General features: G+C 66.2%; 25 protein-coding genes and 1 other RNA gene. 12 read left to right on the top strand and 14 right to left on the bottom strand.

Features of this window, described 5'->3' with window-relative positions; all coding sequences use genetic code 11:
- Window position 1: 1 nt before the first annotated feature.
- The 4 genes from P1K30_RS14325 to P1K30_RS14340 form a co-directional block, all read right to left on the bottom strand.
- Window positions 2-1,864, bottom strand: coding sequence for a PhoX family protein (locus P1K30_RS14325; protein ID WP_275633439.1), 1,863 nt, complete (start codon window positions 1,862-1,864; stop codon window positions 2-4).
- Between the two features lie 201 nt (window positions 1,865-2,065).
- Entirely contained in the window at window positions 2,066-3,406 is a 1,341-nt protein-coding gene (locus P1K30_RS14330; protein WP_275633440.1) for an 8-oxoguanine deaminase, read from the bottom strand.
- 47 nt (window positions 3,407-3,453) lie between these two features.
- The gene (gene hisN, locus P1K30_RS14335) at window positions 3,454-4,272 is read right to left on the bottom strand and encodes a histidinol-phosphatase (RefSeq protein ID WP_275633441.1); all 819 of its coding nucleotides are present in this window, start codon (window positions 4,270-4,272) and stop codon (window positions 3,454-3,456) included.
- A 94-nt stretch (window positions 4,273-4,366) separates the two neighbouring features.
- Window positions 4,367-4,741, bottom strand: a complete 375-nt coding sequence (locus P1K30_RS14340; protein WP_275633442.1) for a helix-turn-helix domain-containing protein — start codon at window positions 4,739-4,741, stop codon at window positions 4,367-4,369.
- A 307-nt stretch (window positions 4,742-5,048) separates the two neighbouring features.
- Here P1K30_RS14340 and P1K30_RS14345 point away from each other — a divergent pair, with 307 nt between their 5' ends.
- A complete protein-coding gene (locus P1K30_RS14345; RefSeq protein ID WP_275633443.1) occupies window positions 5,049-6,008 on the top strand; it encodes an NADPH:quinone oxidoreductase family protein in 960 nt (319 codons plus the stop codon).
- Window positions 6,009-6,012: 4 nt separating this feature from the next.
- Here P1K30_RS14345 and P1K30_RS14350 read toward each other — a convergent pair whose 3' ends face one another.
- The gene (locus tag P1K30_RS14350; protein WP_275633444.1) at window positions 6,013-6,867 is read right to left on the bottom strand and encodes a LysR family transcriptional regulator; all 855 of its coding nucleotides are present in this window, start codon (window positions 6,865-6,867) and stop codon (window positions 6,013-6,015) included.
- 118 nt (window positions 6,868-6,985) lie between these two features.
- Between P1K30_RS14350 and P1K30_RS14355 the strand changes: the two genes are divergently transcribed.
- Both P1K30_RS14355 and P1K30_RS14360 read left to right on the top strand, forming a co-directional pair.
- Window positions 6,986-7,219 carry a DUF1127 domain-containing protein gene (locus P1K30_RS14355; RefSeq protein WP_275633445.1) on the top strand — a complete coding sequence of 78 codons (234 nt, stop codon included), beginning with the start codon at window positions 6,986-6,988 and terminating at the stop codon, window positions 7,217-7,219.
- Window positions 7,220-7,344: 125 nt separating this feature from the next.
- Window positions 7,345-8,082 (top strand): Bax inhibitor-1/YccA family protein, encoded by a 738-nt coding sequence (locus tag P1K30_RS14360; protein WP_275633446.1) that lies wholly within the window; start codon window positions 7,345-7,347, stop codon window positions 8,080-8,082.
- A gap of 192 nt (window positions 8,083-8,274) precedes the next feature.
- Here P1K30_RS14360 and P1K30_RS14365 read toward each other — a convergent pair whose 3' ends face one another.
- The 7 genes from P1K30_RS14365 to gatC form a co-directional block, all read right to left on the bottom strand.
- Window positions 8,275-8,763 carry a GNAT family N-acetyltransferase gene (locus tag P1K30_RS14365; RefSeq protein ID WP_275633447.1) on the bottom strand — a complete coding sequence of 163 codons (489 nt, stop codon included), beginning with the start codon at window positions 8,761-8,763 and terminating at the stop codon, window positions 8,275-8,277.
- Between the two features lie 82 nt (window positions 8,764-8,845).
- On the bottom strand, window positions 8,846-9,013 hold the full coding sequence (rpmG, locus tag P1K30_RS14370) for a 50S ribosomal protein L33 (RefSeq protein WP_275633448.1): 168 nt from the start codon (window positions 9,011-9,013) through the stop codon (window positions 8,846-8,848).
- A gap of 135 nt (window positions 9,014-9,148) precedes the next feature.
- An RNA gene (gene rnpB / locus P1K30_RS14375) (RNase P RNA component class A) lies at window positions 9,149-9,537 on the bottom strand.
- 12 nt (window positions 9,538-9,549) lie between these two features.
- Entirely contained in the window at window positions 9,550-10,173 is a 624-nt protein-coding gene (locus tag P1K30_RS14380) for an N-acetylmuramoyl-L-alanine amidase (RefSeq protein ID WP_275633449.1), read from the bottom strand.
- Window positions 10,174-10,226: 53 nt separating this feature from the next.
- Window positions 10,227-10,880: a hypothetical protein gene (locus tag P1K30_RS14385; protein ID WP_275633450.1), complete on the bottom strand. Its 654-nt coding sequence runs from the start codon at window positions 10,878-10,880 to the stop codon at window positions 10,227-10,229.
- Between the two features lie 37 nt (window positions 10,881-10,917).
- Window positions 10,918-12,405 carry an Asp-tRNA(Asn)/Glu-tRNA(Gln) amidotransferase subunit GatA gene (gene gatA / locus P1K30_RS14390; protein ID WP_275633451.1) on the bottom strand — a complete coding sequence of 496 codons (1,488 nt, stop codon included), beginning with the start codon at window positions 12,403-12,405 and terminating at the stop codon, window positions 10,918-10,920.
- Between the two features lie 4 nt (window positions 12,406-12,409).
- A complete protein-coding gene (gene gatC, locus P1K30_RS14395; protein ID WP_275633452.1) occupies window positions 12,410-12,697 on the bottom strand; it encodes an Asp-tRNA(Asn)/Glu-tRNA(Gln) amidotransferase subunit GatC in 288 nt (95 codons plus the stop codon).
- Between the two features lie 208 nt (window positions 12,698-12,905).
- Between gatC and P1K30_RS14400 the strand changes: the two genes are divergently transcribed.
- Window positions 12,906-13,814, top strand: a complete 909-nt coding sequence (locus tag P1K30_RS14400) for an AEC family transporter (protein WP_275633453.1) — start codon at window positions 12,906-12,908, stop codon at window positions 13,812-13,814.
- On the opposite strand, the gene P1K30_RS14405 is transcribed toward P1K30_RS14400, so the two are convergent.
- Complete coding sequence (locus tag P1K30_RS14405; RefSeq protein WP_275633454.1) at window positions 13,793-14,443, bottom strand: ceramidase domain-containing protein; 651 nt, start codon at window positions 14,441-14,443, stop codon at window positions 13,793-13,795. The two genes, P1K30_RS14400 and P1K30_RS14405, sit on opposite strands and share 22 nt — an antisense overlap.
- Before the next feature lie 178 nt (window positions 14,444-14,621).
- Between P1K30_RS14405 and P1K30_RS14410 the strand changes: the two genes are divergently transcribed.
- From P1K30_RS14410 to P1K30_RS14445, 8 genes are all read left to right on the top strand, one after another.
- The gene (locus tag P1K30_RS14410; protein WP_275633455.1) at window positions 14,622-15,314 is read left to right on the top strand and encodes a metal-dependent hydrolase; all 693 of its coding nucleotides are present in this window, start codon (window positions 14,622-14,624) and stop codon (window positions 15,312-15,314) included.
- 144 nt (window positions 15,315-15,458) lie between these two features.
- Window positions 15,459-16,205 (top strand): YebC/PmpR family DNA-binding transcriptional regulator, encoded by a 747-nt coding sequence (locus P1K30_RS14415; RefSeq protein ID WP_275633456.1) that lies wholly within the window; start codon window positions 15,459-15,461, stop codon window positions 16,203-16,205.
- A 340-nt stretch (window positions 16,206-16,545) separates the two neighbouring features.
- Entirely contained in the window at window positions 16,546-17,724 is a 1,179-nt protein-coding gene (locus P1K30_RS14420; RefSeq protein WP_275633457.1) for an ROK family transcriptional regulator, read from the top strand.
- Window positions 17,721-18,527, top strand: coding sequence for an ATP-binding cassette domain-containing protein (locus P1K30_RS14425; protein WP_275633458.1), 807 nt, complete (start codon window positions 17,721-17,723; stop codon window positions 18,525-18,527). Before P1K30_RS14420 ends, P1K30_RS14425 begins: the two co-directional genes overlap by 4 nt.
- A 3-nt stretch (window positions 18,528-18,530) precedes the next feature.
- Window positions 18,531-19,565 (top strand): sugar ABC transporter substrate-binding protein, encoded by a 1,035-nt coding sequence (locus P1K30_RS14430; RefSeq protein WP_275633459.1) that lies wholly within the window; start codon window positions 18,531-18,533, stop codon window positions 19,563-19,565.
- A gap of 122 nt (window positions 19,566-19,687) precedes the next feature.
- A complete protein-coding gene (locus tag P1K30_RS14435; protein ID WP_275633460.1) occupies window positions 19,688-20,683 on the top strand; it encodes an ABC transporter permease in 996 nt (331 codons plus the stop codon).
- A complete protein-coding gene (locus P1K30_RS14440; RefSeq protein WP_275633461.1) occupies window positions 20,680-21,450 on the top strand; it encodes an SDR family oxidoreductase in 771 nt (256 codons plus the stop codon). The genes P1K30_RS14435 and P1K30_RS14440 overlap by 4 nt, the downstream gene beginning before the upstream one ends.
- Complete coding sequence (locus tag P1K30_RS14445) at window positions 21,447-22,595, top strand: aminotransferase class V-fold PLP-dependent enzyme (RefSeq protein ID WP_275633462.1); 1,149 nt, start codon at window positions 21,447-21,449, stop codon at window positions 22,593-22,595. The genes P1K30_RS14440 and P1K30_RS14445 overlap by 4 nt, the downstream gene beginning before the upstream one ends.
- Window positions 22,596-22,602: 7 nt before the next feature.
- Here P1K30_RS14445 and P1K30_RS14450 read toward each other — a convergent pair whose 3' ends face one another.
- Window positions 22,603-24,195 (bottom strand): ATP-dependent DNA ligase, encoded by a 1,593-nt coding sequence (locus tag P1K30_RS14450; RefSeq protein ID WP_275633463.1) that lies wholly within the window; start codon window positions 24,193-24,195, stop codon window positions 22,603-22,605.
- Window positions 24,196-24,240 lie beyond the last annotated feature (45 nt).

Raw genomic sequence — 24,240 nt, forward strand, 5'->3', positions numbered from 1 at the left:
CTTAGCCGAAAGCCGCGCCATCGGCGCGCCAGACCGACACCACCGACGAGCGCGGCTTGCCTTCGCCGTCCGGCCATGCGCCGCCCGGGTGCTGCACGCCGACGAAGGCGACGGTGCGGTCCGGCGACCACGTCAGGCCCGTCACCTCGGCGCCGTTCGGCACGGTCATGAAGCGCGCGATCTCGCCCGTTTCGGGGTTGCCGACCAGCATCTGGTTGTTGCCCATCCCGGCAAAGTCGCCTTCGTTGCTGTCGTCGCCGTCGGTCTGGATCCACAGCAGGCCGTCGGACGAGAAGGCCATGCCGTCGGGCGAGTTGAACATGTTGCCCGCCGTGACGTTGTCGGACCCGCCATAGGCGTTGTCGTAGACCTCGGGGTTGCCGGCCATCACGTACAGGTCCCAGCTAAAGCCGGTGGCGCCGTGATCCTCGCCCTCGGGGCGCCAGCGCACGATCTGGCCATAGTCGTTGGTCTCGCGCGGGTTGGCGGCGTTGACGGGCATGCCCTCGTTGCCGCGGCGCGAGTTGTTGGTCAGCGCGCAGTAGGCCTCGACCCGCAGCGGATTGGCGGCGATCCATTCCGGGCGGTCCATCGTGGTGGCGCCGACCGCCGAACCGGCCATCCGCGAGAAGACAAGGATGTCCTCAGCGCTCATGCCGGTGGTCTCGGGCGTCAGGGCCAGCCATTCGCCGGTCTGGTCGTCGTTGAACTTGGCGACGTACAGCGTGCCGTCCGACAGAAGGCCATCGGTCGGCTGACCTTCGGACCATGTGCCGTTCGAGACATACTTGTACATGAACTCGCCGCGTTCGTCGTCGCCCATGTAGACCACGATGCGGCCATCGGCGGCCTGCACCATCTCGGCGTTCTCGTGCTTGAAGCGGCCAAGGGCGGTGTGCTTGACCGGCGTGCTTTCCGGGTCGGTCGGGTCGATCTCGGTGATCCAGCCGTGCCGGTGGGGTTCGTTCGGCTCGGCGCTCAGGTCATAGCGGGTGTCGAACTTTTCATAGGCATAGCGGCCTTCGCCGCCGATGCCATAGCGCGCCAGCCCGTCGGTTTCCTCGTACGCGCCGGTGGCGCCGAAGTAGCCGTTGAAGTTTTCTTCGCAGGTCAGGTAGGTGCCCCAAAGCGTCTTGCCCGAGCCGCAGTTGTTCATCGTGCCCTTGGGCGACATGCCCTCGGGGTCGGCATTGGTCTGCATCAGCGCGGATCCGGCGGCGGGGCCGTCCATCGTCATCTGCGTCTCGTGGGTGATCCGGCGGTTGTAGGGGCTGTCGATGACGACGTCCCAGCCGTTGGCGCCGTTCGCGATCTCCATGACGGTGACGCCCTGCATGTTCTTTAGCAGGGTCACTTCGTCGGCGTTCTTCGGCATGCCCTCAGAGTCGGCGGGCAGGTTGATGCGCGGGTTCACGTATTCCGAGTTGATCGCCAGCAGGACGTGGCCGTCATGCTCGAACGTCTCCATGCCGTCGGTGTTCTCGCCGAACACGCGGTCCGACGCGGCCAGCGGCACGCCGGTTTCGGCGGAATAGGTGCCCTCGGCGTCCGAGAACAGGGCGTCGCCCCAGCGGACGAGCGGGCGCCATTCGTAGCCTTCGGGGACGTGAATGTCGAAATCGGTGTGGATGCCGATCGGGGTAAAGCCGAACCCGGCGGCCTGCGCACGGGCCGACGTGGCCGATCCCAGAACGCCCGAACCGAACACGGCAGCGGCCGAGCCGAAGGTCAGGGCGCCGCCCAGAAACCCGCGGCGCGAGATGGCGCGCTCGACGACGGCGTCGAAGTCATTGGTGGCAGGGCGGGGGTCGCGGACTTCGTCGAATTCGTCCCAGGACAGGTCAACGGTTTTCCGGGTATCCATGTCGTTTCATCCTCTGGCAACAGGCTGGATTGGCGCGGCCTAGGGGCCATGCGCCGCGGCTGGTTTTCATGCGTCCGTCACAGCCGGGTGACAGTAATGCGACAGCCGGGTGAAGTTGCCAAAGCCCTTACGAAAGCGTGATCTCGAACCGAAAAAAGCCGCCCTTCCCGACCCTGCGAAGACCGACTGCGCCGGGCCGGATCAGCCCCCGGCCAGCGCCCGTGCAAGCCCGTTCTGCTTTTCGACAAGCGTCGGCAGGTCGATGGTGGTCAGGTGTCCGTCGCGCACGATCTGGCGGCCCTCGACGAACAGGTCGCGCACGCGCGTCGGCCCCGCCAGAAGCAGCGCCGCCGGATCCCACGACCCCGCGCTTTCAAGCCCCGTGGCGTCCCATACGGCTATGTCCGCGCGATAGCCCTTGCGGATTTGCCCGCACGCGTCGCCGCGTCCCAGAACCTCGGCCCCGCCGCGCGTCGCGATCTCCAGCGTCTCGCGCGGGCTCATGGCATCCGCGCCGTTGGCCACCCGCTGCAACAGCATCGCCGTGCGCGCCTCGGCGGCGATGTTGCCGCTGTCGTTCGACGCCGACCCGTCGACACCCAGCCCGACCTTGACGCCCGCGTCTCGCATCGCCCGCACCGGCGCGATGCCGGACCCAAGGCGGCAGTTCGAACAAGGGCAGTGCGCCACGCCTGTGCCGCTGCGGGCGAACAGGTCGATCTCGCGCCCGTCCAGCTTGACGCAGTGAGCGTGCCAGACATCCGGCCCGGTCCAGCCAAGATCCTCGGCATACTGTCCGGGGCGGCAGCCGAACTTCTCTTCGCTATAGGCGATGTCCTCGGCGTTCTCGGCAAGGTGGGTGTGCAGCATCACCCTCTTTTCGCGCGCTAGGATCGCGGTATCGCGCATCAGCTCGCGGCTGACCGAGAACGGCGAACACGGCGCCAGCCCGACGCGCACCATCGCGCCCGGCGACGGATCGTGGAAGGTGTCCACCACCCGCACCATGTCGGCAAGGATGTTGGGTTCCGCTTCGACAAGGTCGTCGGGCGGCAGGCCGCCAAGGCTGTGCCCGATCGACATCGCGCCACGGGTCGGGTGGAACCGCATCCCGATCTCGCGCGCGGCGGCGATGCTGTCGTCCAGCCGCGATCCGTTCGGGAACAGGTACATATGGTCGGAGCTCAGGGTGCAGCCCGACAGCGCAAGTTCGGCCAGCCCGGTCAGGGCGGACACCCGCATCTCTTCAGGGCCGAACCGCGACCAGATCGGATACAGCGCCTGCAGCCAGCCGAACAACAGTGCGTCCTGCCCGGCGGGCACCGCGCGGGTCAGGGTCTGGAACAGGTGGTGGTGCGTGTTCACAAGGCCGGGGGTCACGATGCAGCCCGCCGCCTGCACCAGTTCGCCATCCGACTGCAGGCCGCTGCCGATCTCTGCGATCGCGCCATCGACGATCCGGATATCGCAATCCGCCAACTCGCGGCGCTTGTCGTCCATCGTCAGGACGGTACGGGCATTCTTAAGCAGGACTTCCGGCATCTGGCACCTCTGGCATGTATGCCAAGGATGCTAGACCGTCGGGCGCGCTACTCAACCCCGCGCAGGTATTCCAGCGCCTCGGCATGGATCTCGCGGTTCGCGGCGGCAAGCACCCGGCCGCCCTGTGGGCAGGGATTGCCTTCCCAGTCGGTCACCACACCGCCGGCGGCCTCGATCACCGCGATGGGGGCCTGCACGTCGTAGGCGTACAGACCGGCCTCTGCGACCACGTCGATCTGGCCCGCCGCGATCAGGGCGTAAGCGTAGCAGTCCATGCCATAGCGGGTCAGACGTGCCGCCTTGCTTAGCCGCTGGAAGGCCGCGCCCTCGGCAGGTGTGCCGACTTCGGGGAATGTGGTGAAGACGATGGCCTCGGACAGGCTGCGCGCCGGACGGGTCCGCAGCGAGCGCCGTCCCAACGGGCCGGTCATCCACGCTTCGCCCAGTCCCCCGACGAACCGTTCGCCGGTGTAGGGTTGGTCGATCACGCCCAAGATCGGGCCGGTGTCCGGTCCGACAGCGACAAGCACGCCCCACGTCGGGGTGCCGGACAGGAAGCCCCGCGTGCCGTCGATCGGGTCCAACACCCATGTCAGGCCGGTCGAGCCTTCGACGGTGCCGTATTCCTCGCCCAGAATCCCGTCATCGGGACGCCGGCTGGCAAGCACGGCGCGCATCGCCTCTTCGGCGGCGCGGTCGGCGACGGTCACGGGGTCGAAGCCCGTGTCGTCCTTGTTGTCGGCACCCAGCCCTTCTGCACGGAAATGCGGAAGGATCGCCGCGCGGGCGGCATCGGCAAGCGCCTCTGCGGTGGCCAGAAGGTCGTCGCGCAAAGCCTTGTCGGTCTTGGTGTCGGGGGCCGTCATGTTCTGGATTACCTCGCCGGGGGGATCCCCCGGCGCGGTAATCGGAATCGAGGCGGGCCGTCAAGCCCGGCTCAGGGCACGTGGCACCTGAAGGTCAGGCGACGTCGCTCATGACGCGGGCCAGCTCGAAAAGCCGGCGTCGCTGGTTTTCGGGCATGGCATAGTAAGAGCGCACCAGTTCCAGTGCTTCCTTGTCGGCCAGGATATCACCCGGCACGCCTGCCTTCTCTTCGCTGGGTGCGTCGACGCTTTCGTCGATGCCGTCGAAGAAGAAGCGGACGTCCACGTCCAGAGCCTCGGCGATGTCCCACAGGCGCGATGCGCTGATGCGGTTCATACCGGTCTCGTACTTCTGAATTTGCTGGAATTTGATTCCAACCTTGCTAGCCAGCTGTTGCTGGGTCATGCCGACCATCCAGCGGCGGTGCCGCACGCGCTTGCCGACATGAACATCCACGGGATGCTTCATCGTAGTCTTCCTTACAACTCACAACAGTAAACATCAAAATCACGTCGCGCGGGAATCGTACAACCTGCCTTTTTGGGTAGTTTGGTCGCAAACGATTAGGAAAGCGAGTGAATCGTCTGGAAACACGAGTGAACCGCACGCCAAGTTTCAAAACTGTTACGCAATGTGAAGTTGAAGAGATTGCCTGTGGATAACCGTGGTAGGTCAGCTTGAGGTTGTGTCAGGCAGGCCAAAGTGCGACAGGCTGCCGCAGGGTAAGGGCGCTAACAGTCGTTAACGTAGTTAATTGTGTCTGATTTTTAAGCAAATGGTCAAAATTTACCAGCTAGACGCGTATGGCGGTGTTCCCGCCTTCGCAGAACGCGAGTCACCTCAACCGCAGGCCGGTGAGGTGCTGATCCGAATCGCCGCGTGCGGTCTGAATTTCGCCGATCTGCTGACGATCGAGGGGACGTATCAGGACCGGCCCACGCCTCCGGTCGTCCTTGGCAAGGAATTCTCGGGCACGGTCGAGGTGGCAGGACAGGGCACCACCCTGCGCCCCGGAACCCGTGTCGCGGTCTACGCGGGGCAGGGCGGGCTGGCCGAGGTGGCCTGCATCCCCGAGGCGCGGTGTCTGCCGATCCCAGACGCCATGCCCTTCGATGTCGCCGCCGGCTTCCAGGTCGCCTATGGTACCAGCCACGTTGCGCTGGACCGCGCGGCCCTCAAGCCCGGGGAAACGCTGCTGGTGCTGGGCGCCGCCGGGGGTGTCGGGCTGACGGCGGTCGAAGTCGGGCGCGCGATGGGCGCCACCGTGATCGCCTGTGCCCGTGGCGCGGACCGGCTGGACGCCGCGCGCGCGGCGGGGGCGCATCACCTCGTCGATACCGATACGCAGGACATCCGCGATGCGGTGATCGCACTTGGCCGGGCGGATGTCGTTTATGATCCGGTCGGCGGCGACCAGTTTCGGTCGGCATTCCGGGCGGTCAACCCGGGCGCACGGATGCTGGCCATCGGTTTTGCCAGCGGAGACGTGCCGCAAATCCCGGCGAACCACCTGATGGTCAAGAACGTCTCGGTCATCGGGGTGAACTGGGGGGCTTACCTGACCTTCGACCCCGATACGCTGACCGACAGCCTGCGCACGCTTGTTCGCTGGTACGAAGACGGGCGCCTGACGCCGCACATCGGCCACCGCCTTCCGTTCGACCGCACTCCAGAGGCGCTGCAGCTGCTGCGCGATCGAAAGGCCGTGGGCAAGATCGTGGTCGAGATCGGCTGACGCCTTACAGCGTGCGATAGCCCTGCCGGATCATCTCCATCAGGTCGCCGACGAACCCGCCGTTGGCCGCACCGCCGCCGTACATGTTGATCCGCTGCACCCCCAGTTCTGGCAACTGGGCGCAGGGGGCCAGCTGTTCCAACTGCTGCGGCTGCGTGCCTTCCAGCATCACCGTCACGGCAAGGTCGGCGGCGACGGTCGCCTCGACCGTGCGGTCGGAATCCGACTCGACGGCCTGTATCCAGTCGACCTCGGCCGCGTTCAGCCGGTCCTGCGTGTCGATACGGAACGAACAGTTGCGGCAGTTCGCCAGCGGCAAAGGCGAATGCTTCCACGCCGACCCGCCCGGTGCGCCCATCCAGCGCAGCGGCAGCTCCTTCAGGGTCTCTCCGCCGCTGTCGATGTCCGGTTCGGTCGTCAGGATCACGTCGCATTCGCCGCGCGCGAACATCCGCTTCAGCCCGACGGTATACAGCGACAGCAGCCGCACCTTCACGCGCGGGTATTCCGTGGCGAACCGTTGCAGCACCTGTGGGACGATGGGATGCACGATGTCATGCGGCACGCCCAGCGTGACCTCGCCTTCGAATGCGTGGTCGGTCAGGCGCGAGAACAGCTCGTCGTTCAGGTCGACCATGCGCCGGGCATAGGCCAAAAGCTGTTCGCCCGCCGCCGTCAGCGACACCTTGCGATTCGAGCGGTCCAGAAGTTCCAGCCCCATCAGCTCTTCCAGACGCTTCAGCTGCATCGACACGGCGGACTGCGTCAGGTTCAGAAACCCGGCGGCACGCGTGACGCCCCCGGTTTGGGCGACAGCGACGAACGAGCGAAGCACGGATACGTCGAGGTTACGCATCATCACGATCCTTGATGGTATGGTTCAAATACATTCGTTTCACTATTGCTTACCTGCGGGCATATATCAAGCTCATGAATGAAAGCCGCCCTTGGCGTCACAAATTGTAAAGGAAGCCGTCATGACCCAGCATGTCCAGACCCACGCTCCCCTTCATGGGGCCACCCGCTTCGCCGGCACGCGCCGCCGGTCCGTCCTGCAGGCCATTTTCCAGCTGTCCGCGCTGCGTCGTCAGCGTCTGCACCTTGCTCAGATGGACGCCCGGATGCTCGACGACATCGGCGTCAGCCGCGACGAAGCGATGTCCGAGGCAAGCCGCCCTGTCTGGGATGCGCCCGGTCATTGGACAAGCTAGGGCAACATTCCTGTGAAGACCCTGTTCCTGCACCGGAAAAGCTTGAAAACCTGCGCCGCCTTCCCGATATTCCTCTGGAAAGGCGGCCAACAGGGTCGCTTGCTGTATCCATCTAGGAGGATTTGATGGCTGATTTCCGGACGGCGCGTGGGGTTGCAGGCGCTCGCACCGCCCAGATCGACGAGGGACTTCGCGCCCACATGAACAAGGTCTACGGCACGATGTCCGTTGGCCTGCTTGTCACGGCGGGCGTTGCCTGGGCCGTGGGGTCGAGCGACGCGTTGCTGTCGATCTTCCGTGATCCGGCGACGCTTCAGCCCAACATTCTGGGTTGGGTGGCGATGTTCCTGCCGCTGATCATGGTTTTCGCCTTCGGTGCGATGATCAACCGCCTCTCGGCTGCTGGCGCGCAATTGTTCTTCTACGTGTTCGCTGCGGCGATGGGCCTGTCGATCTCGTGGATCTTCGCGGCCTTCACCGGCATCTCGATCGCGCAGACTTTCCTTGTGACCTCGATCTCGTTCGCGGGTCTGTCCCTGTGGGGCTACACCACGAAGAAAGACATCTCGGGCTGGGGATCGTTCCTGATCATGGGCGTGATCGGCCTGGTCGTGGCGTCGATCGTGAACATCTTCCTCGGCTCGCCGGCGATCCACTTTGCGATCTCGGTGCTTGGCGTTCTGATCTTCGCGGCGCTGACCGCGTATGACACGCAGAAGATCAAGAACGACTACATCCAGCACGCACATGCGATGGATCAGGAATGGCTTGGCAAGGCGGCGATCATGGGGGCCCTGAACCTCTATCTCGACTTCATCAACCTGTTCATGTTCCTGCTGCAGTTCCTCGGCAATCGCGAGTAACACGCGGAACATTCCAGATCGAAGGGCCGGCCATTGCGCCGGCCCTTTTTCGTTGCGGCACAGCGCACACGGGCTTGGTATGGAACGGGCGCAATGATCAGACGGTGGGATGGGTGGCGCGGAACACCGGAAGGCGCCCGGCTTGGGACCGGCCTTGTGCCAGCGGACAGACATTCTGACAAAAGGGCCCGCCTAAAGCGGGCGCCGCATCTCGATCGCGGGGAAGGTGATGCCGGGGCGCAGTTCCAGTAGGTACTCGCGATCCCCTGTGAACCCCAAAGCACGGTAGAAGGGCGCGGCCGTCCGCGTGGCGGCGCAATCCAGCTGCGCCAGACCGGCGTCGCGCGCGGTGGCGATCGTCCGCTCCAGAATCGCCCGCCCGATGCCGCGCCGCGTGTGGCGCTCGCTGGTGACGACGTGGCGGACGTCACCGCTGTGGCGATACCGTTTGCGGGTCCAGCCCCCGGCGCCCACGATCACGCCTTCTGCGTCCTCGGCCACGAAATAGGTGCCGCAGTACAGAAGCTCGGGGTTCGCGCGCGAGATCAGGGGCAGGGCGGTGACCATGACAGAGGGCGGGTAGTCACGCGCCAGCAGGCGCGGATAGGCGCGCGCCAGCAGCGCGTCCAGCGCGCCAAGGTCGCCGGGATGAGCCGGCCTTACCGTCAGGGTCAGGTCCATGGGGTCAACATGGACCCATTCTGGCAAAAGAAAAAGCCGCGCTTGTGGCGCGGCCCTGATCTGTCGTCGATCAAAGACAAGATTACTTGATCTTGCCTTCCTTGTATTCGACGTGGGTGCGCGCAACCGGATCGTACTTACGCACGGTCATCTTCTCGGTCATGGTACGCGCGTTTTTCTTGGTCACGTAGAAGTGGCCGGTGCCGGCGGTCGAGTTCAGCCGGATCTTGATCGTGGTGGGCTTCGCCATATCGTCTTGCTCCGTCGCACGGGCGGTGCATCGCCCGGAGAAAATCTTGAAGCCCGCCTTTTACAGTTCAATCGCCCCGAGTCAACCGGTTTCCCCCAAAGGAAACGGGCCGACCCGTCACAGCGGCGGGTCTGTATGCGCGGACGGCCTGTAAGCCGGATTCTGTCGTCGGCAGGCGGACCTGCCGGAGATGACCATTCATCTGGAACGCGCGTCGCCGCGCGCCTTCAGCTGCCTACCCGGATTCCTGGGGCAAGGCGCCCTGTCCCCGTTGCCGGGGCGCGGAATCCCTATTCGGCATTGCTCCCGGTGGGGCTTGCCGTGCCGGTCCGGTTGCCCGTCCCGCGGTGGGCTCTTACCCCACCGTTTCACCCTGGCCGCCGGCACGCCGGCGGTGGTCTGTTTTCTGTGGCGCTTTCCCTCGGGTTGCCCCGGCCGGGCGTTACCCGGCACCGTCGCCTTGTGGAGTCCGGACTTTCCTCCCCGACGGGATACCCCGCCGAAGCGGCCATCCGGCCATCCGCGCGGATCGGCACCTAAGCGGCGCAGGGGCCGCCGTCAACAGGGAAGCGGCGGGCAAGATCGGCCATTGCGCTGGCGTCTTCGGGGGCCAGCGGCCCACTGGCCCAAGGCCGGAACCGCAAACGGAACGCGGCAAGCCGCATCTCGGGGGGCAGGTCGGGTGCATAGCCGAACCGCGTGGCGGCCTCTGCAAAGTCAGCCTCGGCCGCGCTGGCCGCATTGTGCGAGGGCCAGACCGACAGCCCGCCCAAGGCCAGCCGCCGCCAGTCGAATCGCGGGCCGGGGTCGGACTTGCGCGCGAGCGCCATGTCGGAATGCCCGATGACGCGTTCCGGCGGGATGCTCCAGCGGCCAAGGATGCCCCGCAAAAGCGTTTCCAGCGCCTGCATCTGCGGCTCAGAGAAAGGATGCGCCCCGGTGTTGTCCAACTCGATCCCGATCGAGCGCGAGTTGACGTCGGTCACGTCGCCCCAGCGCCCGGCTCCGGCGTGCCACGCGCGCTGCGCCTCGTCGACCAGTCGCAGGACGGTGCCGTCGTTGCCGATCAGGTAATGGGCAGAGACCTCGAATTCCGGGTCGCACAGCCGGTCACGCGCGGCGTCGCAGCTGGTCATGGCGGTGAAGTGAATCACCACCATGTCGGGCGTGGCGCCCCCGCGACGGGGACCGAAATTCGGGGAAGGGTGGTCGATCACCCCGCGATGCGGCGGAACACCGAAGGATCCCAGCCGCAGGCGTACCCGTCACCGTCGGGATCAAGGCCCAACCTGTCCTTCTCGGGGCCGCCGTTTGCAAGGAAATCGCGCTGGGCGATATCGGCCGAGTTATAGCCGGCGCAGGCGTTTTCCTTCCGCCCCGCGAACAGGCTGGTGCGGCGGTACATCTCGGTTCCGACCGGATGCGACGTCGACAGGGCGTAGGCCACGACGTTCGGCCCCTCGGTCCCGGTGCGGGTGGGCACCGCGGTGGGGCGGGCGGCTTCGTATTCCGACGCCATCGCGGCCATGCGCGCGGCGTCGTTCTCGATGCTGACGCGTTCCGATACAGCGGCGAAGTTCTGTTCGTCCGAGATTCCGCCGGGGGTGGGCCCAGAGGTCGGGCCGGTGGTGGGTGAGGCGGGCAGTTCGGACGGGTCGATGACCACCGTGCTGTTGCGCGGCGGAGACGACGGCGTGGTCGCAGCCGGAGGCGACGCCGGAGCGCCGTCAGGCGTCCGCGAATACGTGTTGTAATCGCTATAGTCGCCGAAGCCGACGCCGCGCGGGGTATCTGGGTTCGAATCCGGTACGTCCGCACAAGCCCCGACAAGGGCCAGCGCCGCCACCGCCAAAAGCGTCTTCTGCATGTCCGTTAGTCCTGCCCGGATCTGTTTGGGCAGGGTTCTACCACCATTTGCCGGGCTTGGAAACATAGCCTGCGGCGCTTTCCAGCGCGTAGGCCGTGTTCAGCAGATCGGCTTCCTCCCACGGGCGTCCGATCAGCTGAAGGCCCAGCGGAAGGCCCTGCTTGTCCAGACCGGCAGGCACAGAGATACCCGGCAGGCCAGCAAGGTTGACCGTGACCGTGAACACGTCGTTCAGGTACATCTGCACCGGATCGGCCTCCGACATCTCGCCCAGACCGAAGGCGGCGGACGGGGTGGCGGGGGTCAGGATCGCGTCCACGCCGTTTGCGAAAACGTCGTCGAAGTCCTTCTTGATCAGGCTGCGGACCTTGCGGGCGCGGTTGTAATAGGCGTCGTAGAAGCCCGCCGACAACACGTAGGTGCCGACCATCACGCGGCGCTGCACCTCGTGGCCGAATCCTTCGGCGCGGGTCTTCTCGTACATCTCGGTCACGCCGTCGCCCTGCGCCAGCTTGGCGCGGCGACCGAAACGGACGCCGTCATAGCGGGCAAGGTTCGACGACGCTTCCGCCGGGGCGATGACATAGTAGGCGGGCAGCGCGTACTTGGTGTGCGGCAGCGAGATATCGACGATCTCGGCGCCCGCGTCCTTCATCATGGCGGTGCCGTCGGCCCACAGCTTCTCGATCTCGGCGGGCATGCCGTCCATGCGGTACTCGCGCGGGATGCCGATCTTCTTGCCCCGGATGTCGCCGGTCAGCGCGGCCTCGAAGTCCGGCACGGCAAGGTCGGCCGAGGTCGAATCCTTCGGGTCGTGGCCGCACATCGCCTGCAGCATGATCGCGGCGTCACGGACGTCCTTGGTCATCGGGCCCGCCTGATCCAGCGACGAGGCGAAGGCGACGATGCCCCAGCGCGAGCAACGGCCATAGGTCGGCTTGATGCCGGTGATGCCGGTGAAGGCGGCGGGCTGGCGGATGGACCCGCCGGTGTCGGTGCCGGTGGCGGCAAGGCACAGATCGGCGGCCACGGCGGCGGCGGACCCGCCCGAGGACCCGCCGGGGGTCAGCGCGGTGTCGTCATTGCCCCGGCGCCACGGGTTCACCGCGTTGCCGTAGACCGACGTTTCGTTCGACGAGCCCATCGCGAACTCGTCCATGTTCAGCTTGCCCAGCATCACCGAGCCCGCGTCGAACAGCTTTTGCGACACGGTGGATTCGTATTCCGGGCGGAAGCCTTCAAGGATGCGGCTGGCGGCCTGACTGGGAACGCCGCGCGTGCAGAACAGGTCCTTGATGCCCAGCGGGATGCCGCACATGTCCGGCGCGTCGCCACCGGCGATGCGGGCGTCGGCCCGGCGGGCCTGTTCCATCGCGATCTCGGGCGTCTTGTGCACGAAGGCGTTCAGGGCATCGGCGCCCTCGATCGCGGTCAGGCAGGCCTCGGTCAGCTCGGCCGAGGTGACTTCGCCTGCGCGCAGCTTGTCGCGGGCGCCCGCGATGGTGAGTTTCGTCAGATCGGACATGGCGTTACTCCACCACCTTCGGCACGGCAAAGAAGCCCTCGCGCGCGTCGGGGGCGTTGGCCAGAACCTCTTTCTGGATATTCCCGTCGGTCACCGCGTCCTCGCGGCGCTTCAGCCGCATTGGCGTGACCGAGACCATTGGCTCGACGCCGTCGACGTCCACTTCGTTCAGCTGCTCGATGAAGCCGAGGATCGTGTTGAACTCTTCGGCCAGCGCGGGAAGGGCGTCGTCTTCCACCTTGATGCGGGCGAGCTTCGCCACGTGGGCCGCCGTTGCCTTGTCGATGGACATGGATCTCTCCGGGATGTGCGTTCGAGACACGCGTTTAGCGTCCGCGCGGGCAGGCTGCAAGGGAAGGGCGCGCGATACACGGGCGGGACGGGCGCCGCCGGCTTTGGCTGTCGCTCTCTGCGGCGCGGCACTGGTCCCTTTCCGTGTCCTGGCCTAGGGTCCGGGGCGGCGGCTGTCCGTGCCGCCAATGCCATCCCCGGAGCCTTGCATGTCCCTTGCCCTGACCATCCTTCCGATCGCCCTTGCCATCGCGCTGGGCTGGGCGGCGCGGGCGTCGGGGCTGATCAAGGCGGATCTCTGGCCGGGGATCGAGGCGCTGAGCTTCAAGCTTCTGATCCCGGCGATCCTGATCCATTCCATCGCCACCACCGACCTGTCGCCGTCGCGGATCGGCGGTTTCGCAGCCGCTTTGCTGCTGACCATCCTGATCGGCGGTCTGGTGGTGCTGGTGGGCGGGCGACTGCTGCGCGTGCCGGGGCCGACGCGGTCGACCTATTTCCAAGGCACGATCCGCTACAACGGGTTCATCGGCCTTGCGGCGGCGGACCTGTTGATCGGACCGGCGGGCCTGTCGCTGATCGCGGTGTCGATGGCGGTGCTGATCCCGGTCATCAACGTCGTGACGATTATCGTGATGGCGGTTCTGTGCGGCGGCTCGACCGGACCGCGCCGGCTGTTGCGGTCGGTCGCGACCAACCCTTTGGTGATCGGATCCTGCGGGGGCGTCGCGGTCAACCTGCTGTTCGGCGGCTTGCCCGTCTGGCTGGACGAGGCGACACAGATCGTCGGCCGCGCCGCGCTGGGCGTCGGGCTTCTGGCGGTGGGGGCGGGGGTCAGCCTGAAGCGGATGCTGCACGTCTCGCCACGGGTCGTGGCGGCCTGTGCCATGCGCCCGTTCATGATCACGGCGATTTTCCTTGGCTTGGCCATGCTGCTTGGCCTGTCCGAGACCGAGATGCTGGGCGGCATCCTTGTCTTCGCGGTTCCGGCGGCGACGAACGGGTTCATCGTGGCCCGGATGATGGGCGGCGACGCCGCGACCTATGCCGACATGCTGGCGTGGCAGACGCTGCTGTGCCTGATCGCGATCCCGTTCTACGCCGCGCTGGTGACGTGACGGCGGTAGGTCTCGATCATCCAGCCCAGCATCGCGGCATTCAGCAGGTGCCACATGAAATGCGTTCCGTGCGGCCACGCGGTGCAGACCGCGTCGTCGAGGCTGCGGAACGTGATTGACACCACCAGCACGCCCGCGCCGATGGCCAGCCTGCGGGCGGTGGCGGGGCTGCGGCGTGCGAGCGCCAGCGCGTAACCGGCGATCAGCAGGGCGACGGGCCAGTACATGGCCGACCCGCGGAACGCCGGCACCTGCGCGAAGATCCAAGTTGCGGCGGCGGCGAAGGGCAGGAACAGCGCGGTTCCCAGAAGCGCGGTGAAGGTGCCCAAGCCCCAGAAGGCGCGGTTGGCCGCGAACAGGTAGATCAGCACGAAGACCGCGATGGACAGGCTGTCGGCAAGGCCGGTCCACGACATCGCAAGGACATGCCACAGGCTGGACGAGACCCCGATCACCGCCAGCACCAGAACCAGCAGCCGCGCGATCGGCAGGCGGTCACGCCCCAGCCGCGCCCACATGATCGCGGCGGCCAGCAGGAAGGCTAGGTTCGTGACGGCGTTCAGCGGTTCCGACCACAGGCCGAAATCGGAGCGTTCGCAGTAGGCGATGATGCGGTCTGTCCAGTTCATGGTGTCGACGCCGTGCCGGGGCACGACTTAAGCTCGCCTTTGCGGTGTTCGTCGGCACTACAGTGTGTTTCGCGCGCGAAACATTCAATGGCAGCCATCGCCTCTCGCGTCCGATGCACTATCGTGGTCCGATGACCCGCGTCGTCCGCGCGATGGACACCAAGAACTGGAGACGAAGATGAAGATTACATGGCTCGGCCATTCTGGCTTTCGCATCGAGATCGGCAGACAGATCCTGCTGATCGACCCGTGGTTCGACGGCAACCCCGCCTTTCCCGAGGACAAGCGCGAAGAGGCGGTCGTCGGCGCAACCCACATCCTGCTGAGCCACGGGCACGGCGACCATTCGGCCAACGCGGTCGGGCTGGCGTCGGACATGGGCATCCCCGTGGTCGGCATGTTCGACCTGATGAGCTTTTGGGAGGCGCGGCACGGCATCCAGACCATCGGGTTCAACAAGGGCGGCACCGTCGATCTGGGCGATGTTAAGGTGACGATGGTCAACGCCGTCCACTCGTCGTCGATCGCGTCCGACAACGGGCCGATCTACACCGGGTCCGAAGCCGGCTTCATGATCGAGGGCGAAGGCCGCGTGATCTATTTCTCGGGCGATACCGACGTGATGGCGGACATGAAGGTGTTTCACGACCTGCACAAGCCTGACATCGGCATCCTGTCCTGCGGCGGTCATTTCACGATGGACATGCGCCGCGCCGCCTATGCCGCGCGCGAGTTCTTCGACTTCAAGGTGGTGATCCCCTGCCACTACAAGACCTTCCCGCTTCTGGCGCAGTCCGCCGATCCGCTGGTCGAGGCGCTGCCGGACGTCGACGTCAAGGTGCCCGAGGTCATGGAATCGATCACGCTTTGACGCGCGGCCGGCGTATGGCGGGGCAAGGCGGGCGCCCCCGGTTCCGCACCGGGCGGGGCTCGCCGCATCCCAGGGGGCTTGAATGCAAGGCCCTGCAGCGATAGAAGCCAGCGCCAGACCCCGGGACATTATCAAGAGGCATACATGGCCGGCCATTCCAAATGGGCGAACATCCAGCACCGCAAGGGCCGTCAGGACGCCTTGCGGTCGAAGCTGTTTTCCAAGCTCTCGAAAGAGATCACCGTCGCCGCCAAGATGGGCGACCCCGACCCCGAAAAGAACCCGCGCCTGCGTCTTGCCGTGAAGCAGGCGAAGTCGCAGTCGATGCCGAACGACAACATCGACCGCGCGATCAAGAAGGCCGTCGCCGGCGAAGGCGAGGGTTTCGAGGAAATCCGGTACGAGGGCTACGGCCCCGGCGGCGTGGCCGTCATCGTCGAGGCGATGACCGACAACCGCAACCGCACCGCGTCGACCGTTCGGTCGACCTTCGGCAAGAACGGCGGCAACCTTGGCGAGACCGGGTCTGTCGGCTTCATGTTCGAGCGGAAGGGCGAGGTCACCTATCCCGCGTCCGTGGGCGATGCGGATACCGTGATGATGGCCGCGATCGAGGCGGGCGCCGAGGATGTGGAAAGCTCGGAAGAGGGCCACATCATCTATTGCGCCGACACCGACCTGAACGACGTCGCCACCGCGCTGGAGGCCGAGCTTGGGGAATCGGACGAGACCAAGCTGATCTGGAAGCCCACCACGACCACCGAGCTGGATCTGGACCAGATGCAAAAGCTGATGCGTCTGATCGATGCGCTGGAGGACGACGACGACGTCCAGCGCGTCACCGCGAACTTCGAAGTGTCCGACGAGATCATGGCGCAGCTGGACGCCTGACGCGCGGACATTCGAACAGACCTTAGGGGCGGGCCGGTCGGTCCGCCCTTTTTCTTTGCGCGGCTTCAAGCGGTTGGCCGGGGAGGGGGCTCTGCCCCCGCCGCTGCGCGGCCCCCCGAGGTATTTCGCAAAGAGAAGAAGCAGGCGGCGCTTTGACCCTGCGCGAATAATTCAAAGCACCGGTTTTTCAGCAGTCCCGGTAGCGCGGCGCGGATTCTGCCCGGGGCGCGCAGAAAGTCTTTGACAGAATCGTGACGCCGCGCTCTCAATTAATTCAAATCAAATGAACGGTCATGTCGTCTGACTTAATGGGCCGGTTCGACGGGGATATTTCGCGCGCATGGCGCTTTCGGGAACAAATCAGGAGCAGGCGCGTCTGCTGAACCGGCGGACGGTGCTGGAGGCGATCCGCCAGCACGGGCCGATCAGCCGGGCCGATATCGCGCGCGCCGTGGGGCTGACGACGCAGACCGTGTCGACGATCACCGGCGAACTGCACGAGCGCGGGTTCCTGACCCTGACCCCCGGCAAACCCAAGGGGCGGGGTTTCCCCGCGCCGTCGTTCGAGATCGCGCCGGATGGCGGCTTTGCCATCGGGGTGTCGATTTCTCCGCGCGGGTTGGAGGCGGGGTTGATGAACCTTGCCGGCGACCTTGTGACCCGGCGCACCGTCGATGCCCCGCGCCTGACCGCGGCAGAGGCATTCGGACGGATTTCCGAGCTGGTGGCGGGGATCGCCGAGGGGCGGGACGAGGACAAGATCCTTGGCGTCGGCATGTCGATGCCGGGACCGTTCGGCGTGGACGGCATGAGCTTTGTCGGGTCCACCACGATGGAAGGATGGACCGAGACCGACATCCGCGACGGACTGCGCGAATGCGTGCCGTTCCCGGCCTTCGTCGACGGCGACATGTCGGCGGCGGCGCATGGCGAGCGGTTGTACGGGCGCGGCACCGAGTTCCGCGATTTCTTTTATCTGTACATGGGGGTCGGGCTTGGCGGCGCGATGATCTTCAACAACCAGGTGATGCGCGGCGCGCATGGCAACGCGTCGGAGATCGGGCATATCCCGCTGGTCCCGGACGGCGCGCCCTGTTTCTGCGGGAACCGCGGGTGCCTTGAACGCTATTTCTCGATGGAAGCCTACGACCGTCGCGCCGCCGAGATCGGCGAGGAGGCGTGGCTGGCAGAGGTCGCGCCGATCTTCCGCGCCGCCATCGTCACCATCGAGAACCTTTACGACCCCCAGACCATCGTGCTGGGCGGGCAGGCCCCTGCCACGCTGCAGGCCCGGATCCTGGCGCTGGCAGAGGATCTTCCGGGCTCGCTTGGTGCGCGGTCGGACCGGACCGCACCGCGCATCGTCGCCTCGCGCGCCGGGTCCGACGCGGTGATCCGCGGCGCGGCCTCGCTGGCGGTCAGCCGCGTATTCGCGCCTTCGGGCGACATCCCCACGCCGGCGGGCGGGCAGCCCGCCCCCGACCTTTTCGCCCGCCGACTGGAGAAAGTGACCCCATGACCGAGCCGCTGCTGAAACTGACGGACATCACCCGCAACTTCGGTGCGATCCAGGCGCTGCGCGGGATCGATATGGAGGTCCGGCCGGGCGAGGTCGTGGCGCTGTTGGGCGACAATGGCGCGGGCAAGTCGACGCTGGTCAAGATCATCTCGGGCGGGCTGAAGCCGTCCTCGGGCACCGTGTTCTTCGACGGGCAGGAGCGGCACTTCGCGTCGCCGTCCGAGGCGAAGGCGGCGGGCATCGAAACGGTGTACCAAGACCTGTCGCTGTGCGTGAACGCCGACGTCGTCGCAAATTTCTTCATGGGTCGCGAGATCACGAAGAAAGTCCTTGGCATCCCGGTCCTTCAGGAACGCGAGATGGAGGAGATCACCGCCAAGGCGATCAAGGAGGCGGGCACCAAGATTCCGTCGCTGCGCACCAATGTCGAACATCTGTCCGGCGGCCAGCGGCAGGCCATCGAACTGAACCGCTTCGTCCACTTCGGCGGCAAGCTGGTGCTGCTGGACGAGCCCTTTGCGGCGCTGGGCGTGGAACAGACCGCCAAGGGGCTGGAGATGATCCGCAAGGTTGCCGAACGCGGCGTCGGCGTGATCGTCATCACCCACATCATGGCGCAGGCCTTTCAGGTCGCCGACCGCATCGTCGTCATCCGCCAGGGCAAGGTGGCCGGCGACATCGAGACTGAAAAAACCACCCCGGACCAGGCTGTCGAGCTGATTACCGGGGGCACCCTGTCCATCGCCGGAATGGGCAGGGGTCACGCATCGACCGATCCGGTTCAACAGGGAAAAGGAAACTGACCAATGAAACTGACACGTCGTCTGTTCCTTGGCGCGACGACCGCCATGGCACTCGCCTCGGCCGCTCACGCGCAGGACAAGGGCACCATCTACTACATGGTTCCGACGCTTCTGGACGAATTCCAGACCACCTCGGTCGACGCGATCGAGAAATTCATGGCCGAGGTCGGCTATGAGGTCGTCACGCTGAACGCCGACAACAAGACCGACCTGCAGCAAAGCCAGATGGCCGACACGATCCTGCTGGATCCCGAGGCCATCGTGATCGCGCCGGTCGACTTCAACGCGCTGGTCCCGGCCATCGACGAGGCCCGCGCCGCCGGTGTTCCGGTGATGATCTTCGACCGCCAGATCACCGAGACCGAGCTGGACTTCACCTCGGTGGCCGGCACGATCGAAATCGGCGAGGTCGCGGCGGGCGAGATCAAGCGCCTGCTGACCGAGAAGAACGGGTCGGTCACCGGCACGATCCTTCAGGTGCTGGGCGATCCGGGCGATCCCTATACGCTGGATATCCAGAAGGGCTTCGAGGACATGATGGCCGGCGAAGACGTCGAGATCATCACCCATCCCGCGATGCAGTGGGAAGCGTCGAACGCGGGCACCATCGTGGCCGACGAACTGCTGGCGACGCCGGACATCGACCTGATCTTCGTGCACGCCGCGCACCTTTCGGTGGCTGCCGTCGCTTCGCTGGAAGCCGCGGGCAAGGCACCGGGCGACGTGATGCTGGTGTCGTCGAACGGCGCGCCGGTGGGGCTGGACCTGATCCGTCAGGGCTGGCAGCAGGTCGAGGTCGAACAGCCGCTGTTCGCGCAGGCTGCCGCGCTGGCGATGTTCGCTGACAAGGTCGTCGCCGGCGAGGAAATCGAGGCGGGCACCTACGACGTGCTGGGTCTGGAATCCACGGTGACGATCGAGGACTGGGGTCCGAACATCAAGATCCCGGGCGCCGCGATCACGCCGGAAAACGTGGACGATCCGACCTTCTGGGGCAACCTGCAGGCCCCGGACGATCCGATCACGCCGGTCGAGTGATACCGGCCTGATCCTATCCGCCCGATGGCATTTGCCTGACGGCACTGGCGCCGGGCCGCGGCCCCTTCCGGGGTCCGGCGCCTTCCTTCCTGCACGCTTCCTGACCCGAAAGGCCGCACGCGATGACACCCGCGCGACGTCGCACGCTCGAGTTCCTGCTCGACAACCTCGTCTGGCTGATGCTGATCGCCGTTCTGGTGATCTTCTCGCTGACAGTTCCCCGCTATTTCCAGTTCGGGATATTCGCCAACATCCTTGAACAGTCGACCTATGTCGGCGTGATGGCCATCGGCCTTGCCATCGTGATCATCTCCGGCAACCTCGACCTGTCGGTGGAATCCACCGCCGCGCTGGCCGCGATGATCACCGGCCTGCTGTTCGCCTCGTCCGGCATCGGGATGGGCCTGACCGTGGGCCCGTCGATCATCGCGATCCCGGTGTCGATGCTGATCGCCGTGGCGGTCGGCGTGGTGATCGGGTTCATAAACGGATTTTTCGTGATCAAGGTCGGCATGTCGGCCTTCATCGTCACTCTTGCCTCGTTCATCTGGGTGCGCGGCCTTGTCGTCGCGATCTCGGGCGGTCGGTCGGCGCAGTCGCTGGCTCCGGAGATCCGGGTGCTGGGCATCGAGCGCCTGCTTGGGGTGCCGCTGTTGGCGTGGTTCGCGGTGCTGTGCTTCGTGATCTTCGCGCTGGTGATGGCGAAGACGCCGTTCGGGCGGTACATCACGCTGGTCGGCGGCAACGAGGTCGCGACCTATCGTGCCGGTATTCCGGCGAACAAGATCCTGTGGATGTCCTTCGTGATCGCGGGCGCGCTTGCCGGACTGGCTGGCTGGCTGCTGGCGATCCGGACGTCCGGCGCCACGGCGAACCTTGGCACGGGGATGCTGTTCAACGCCTTCGCGGCGGTGGTCATCGGGGGCGTGTCTCTGAAGGGAGGCATCGGCAAGCTGCCGGGGGTCTATGCCGGGGTTTTGTTGATCTACTCGATCCACACCGCGATCAACCTGATGCGGCTGCCAGCGCACTGGACGCAGGTGATCCTTGGCCTTCTGGTGCTGGCCGCCGTATTGCTGGACACGCTGAAACTGCGACTGAGGGAGAAGCTGCTATGACGGGCAGGTTGGAGGGACGCGCCGCGCTTGTGATCGGCGGCGCACGCGGGATCGGTGGCGGCATCGCCACGCGGTTCGCGGCCGAGGGGGCGCAGGTGGCGATCGCCGACCTTGAGGATGCCGAGGGCAAGGCGCTGGCCGCCGAACTGGGCGGCTTCTACCGCCGCACCGACGTGTCCGACGGCGCCGAGGCCGACGCCGCCGTGGCCGAGGTCGTGGACCGGTTCGGCAAGATCGACATCCTGGTGCAGAACGCGGGGATCTACCCGTGGACCCTGATCGAGGACACCAGCGCCGAGGAATGGCACAAGGTGCTTGGCGTGAACCTTGGCGGTTGCTTTCTGGCGACGAAGGCGGCGGTGAAGCACATGAAAACGCAAGGCTACGGGCGGATCGTGCTGACCTCGTCCATCACCGGGCCGCGCGTGACTTCGCCGGGGCACGGGCACTATTCGGCGTCGAAGGCGGGGATCAACGGCTTCATCCGGTCCGCCGCGATCGAGTTCGCGGGCTACGGCGTGACCGTGAACGGGATCGAGCCGGGCAACATCCTGACAGAGGGGATGAAGGCGCACCGCTCGGCCGAGTTCATCAAGGACATGGAAAGCGCCATCCCCGTGGGCCGGATGGGCACCCCGGCCGACATCGCGGCGGCGGCTCTGTTCCTTGCCTCGGAAGAAGCGGAATTCATCACCGGCACGACCATCGTGGTCGACGGCGGGCAGATCCTGCCCGAGGGCAACGATTTCCGGATGCCGGTGGGATGACCCTTCCCGGCCATATCATCAACGCCGCTGGCACGCTGACCCGCCTGTCAGGTGCGCCCTTCGCGCCTGGTGTGGCGGATGCGATGGCGGCGGCCGATGCGGTGTCGGTCGATATGGTCGCGTTCCACGCCTATGCGGGTGCGAAGATCGCGGCGGCGACGGGGGCGGACAGCGGGCTGGCCACGGCGGGCGCGTCCGCCGGGTTGCTGCTGGCCGCTGCCGCCTGCCTTGCGCGCGACGACGTCGCCCGGATGAACGCATTGCCCGGAGGGCGGGGGCCCACCGAGATCGTGGTCGCCCGGTCGCATCGCAACAGTTACGACCATGCCGCGCGCGTGGCCGGGGCGACTTTGGTCGAGGTCGGTCTGCCCGACCCCACCGCCGAGGCGGGGCGCCGTGATGTCGAACCGTGGGAGGTCGCGGCGGCGCTGGGGCCGGAGACGGCCGCCGTCTATTTCACCGCCACCCGCGCGACCTATGACCTGCTGCCCGCCGTGGTGGACGTGGCGCATGCGCAGGGGGTTCCTGTGATCGTCGACGCTGCGGCAGAACTGCCCCCCGCCGCCAACCTGCGCCGCTTCATCTCGGACGGCGCGGACCTTGTAGCTTTCTCGGGCGGCAAGGTTCTGGGCGGTCCGGCGGGAACCGGGCTTTTGGCCGGACGGCGCGACCTGATCGCCTCGGCGGCGTTGCAATGTCTTGATCTTGACGTGCACCCGGCCGACTTCGCGCCGCCCGCTGGGTTTATCGACATGGCCCGCTATGCCGGGCTGCCGCGCCACGGGGTGGGGCGGTCGGCCAAGCTGGGCAAGCACGAAATCGCGGGGCTTCTGGCGGCGCTGGACTGCTTTCTGTCGGAAACGGATGCGGACCGCCACGCGCGGTGGCTGGCCGTGTGCGAACGGGTGGCGGAGGCGCTGGACGGGGCCACCATCGCCCATGCCGGGGATACGGACCGCATCCCGGTCGTGGAAATGGCTTTCCCGGATGCGGCGTCGGCGCGGGCCCGTGACGCGGACCTAAGGGCGCGTCCGCTGCCGGTGCACCTTGGAACCGATCCGTTCCGCCCCGACGTCCTGTCGATCAACCCGGTCTGCCTGCGCGAGGCGGATATCGGGTCGTTGCTGGCGGCCCTGAGCGACTGATCGCACCTCAGCCGTAGGCCGCCAGCATCTCTTTCAGGTCGTCGAGCGTGTTCGCCTCGTTCACCGGCTTGTCCTCGCGCCAGCGCGACATGCGCGGAAAGCGCAGGGCGACGCCGGATTTGTGGCGTGGGCTTTCCTGTATGCCTTCGAAATGGATCTCAAAGACGTGGTGCGGTTTGACCGCGCGCACCGGTCCATAGCGTTCCAGCGTGTTCTTGCGGACCCACGCGGTGATGCGGCGGAACTCGGCATCGGTCAGCCCGGAATAGGCCTTGGTGAAGGGCACCAACTGGTTGCCGTCCCAGACCGCGAAGGTGAAATCGGTGAACAGGTTGGCGCGGCGACCGTGGCCCTGCTGCGCGTAGATCATCACCGCGTCGATCGACAGCGGATCGACCTTCCATTTCCACCAGTCGCCCTTTTTGCGCCCGACCTGATAGGCCGAAGACAGGCGTTTCAGCATCAGCCCCTCGGCGCCGATCTCGCGCGAGCCTTCGCGGGTCGCGGCCATCGCCTGCCAGTCGGGCACGTCGATGCGGGGCGACAGCCGGATCGGGGCGTCGGCGGGAAGGTCCTGAACAAGGGTTTCCAACAGGGCGCGCCTGTCGGCCAGCGAACGCGCGCGGATATCTTCGCCCTGCCATTCCAGCAGGTCATATGCCTTCAGGATCACTGGTGCCTCGGCCAGCAGCTTCTTTGGCACGGTCTTGCGACCGATGCGCTTTTGCAGCCGCGCGAAGGGCAGGGGGGCGTCGTCCTGCCACGCAAGGATCTCGCCGTCGATCACGGTGCCCTCGGGCACGAAGTCGCGCGCGGCGGCAAGCTCGGGAAAGCGGTCGGTCATCAGTTCCTCGCCGCGCGACCAGACGTGATGCTGTCCCCCCCGCAGCACAAGCTGACCCCGGATGCCGTCCCACTTGTGCTCGGCCAGCCAGTCGGTGACCGGGCCAAGCTCTGCTGGCGCGTCCTCAAGCTGGTAGGCAAGGAAGAACGGATAGGGGCGGGACAGATCCTCGTCAGGGTCGGGTTCCAGCACAAGGCGGCGGTACGTGGTGCTGTCCGGCGTCCAGTCGCCCATCAACCTCAGCGCGAGGTCGGGTTCGTCGATGCCGGTGGCCTTCGACAGCGCGCGGGTCATCAGCTTGGCCGACACGCCGACGCGGAAGCCGCCGGTCAGCAGCTTGTTGAACAAGAACCGCTCGGTCGCGTCCAGCCGGTCCCACGCATCGCGCACAAGGGCTTTGCGCTCGGGTTCTTCCAGTGTAGGAAGGCGGCGGATCTCGGTGATCCAGTGGGTCAGGGAATGGTCCGACTGGTGCCGGTTGGGCGGCAGGACAAGGGCAATCGTCTCGGCCAGGTCGCCCACGATCGGATAGGACTCTTCGAACAACCAGAGCGGGATTTTTGCGGACTCCGCCGCCCATTCTCGCAGTATTGTGACATTCACCGCGCGCTTGGGACGTCGCCCCGACAGCAGCGCGACGGTCCACAACCGGTCGTCTTCGGGGGCCTCCGAGAAGTAATCCGCCAGCGCGTCGACCTTCGCGGTGGTGCGCGTCGTCTGGTCGAGCCGGGTGAAGAGGGCGGCGAAGCGTTTCATGGGCGGGATGCCACGCAGAGACGAGGGGCGCGCCGGGCGGGCGTT

Origin of the sequence: Psychromarinibacter halotolerans, assembly GCF_029168315.1 — a bacterium.
Classification (GTDB): Bacteria; Pseudomonadota; Alphaproteobacteria; order Rhodobacterales; family Rhodobacteraceae; genus Psychromarinibacter; species Psychromarinibacter halotolerans.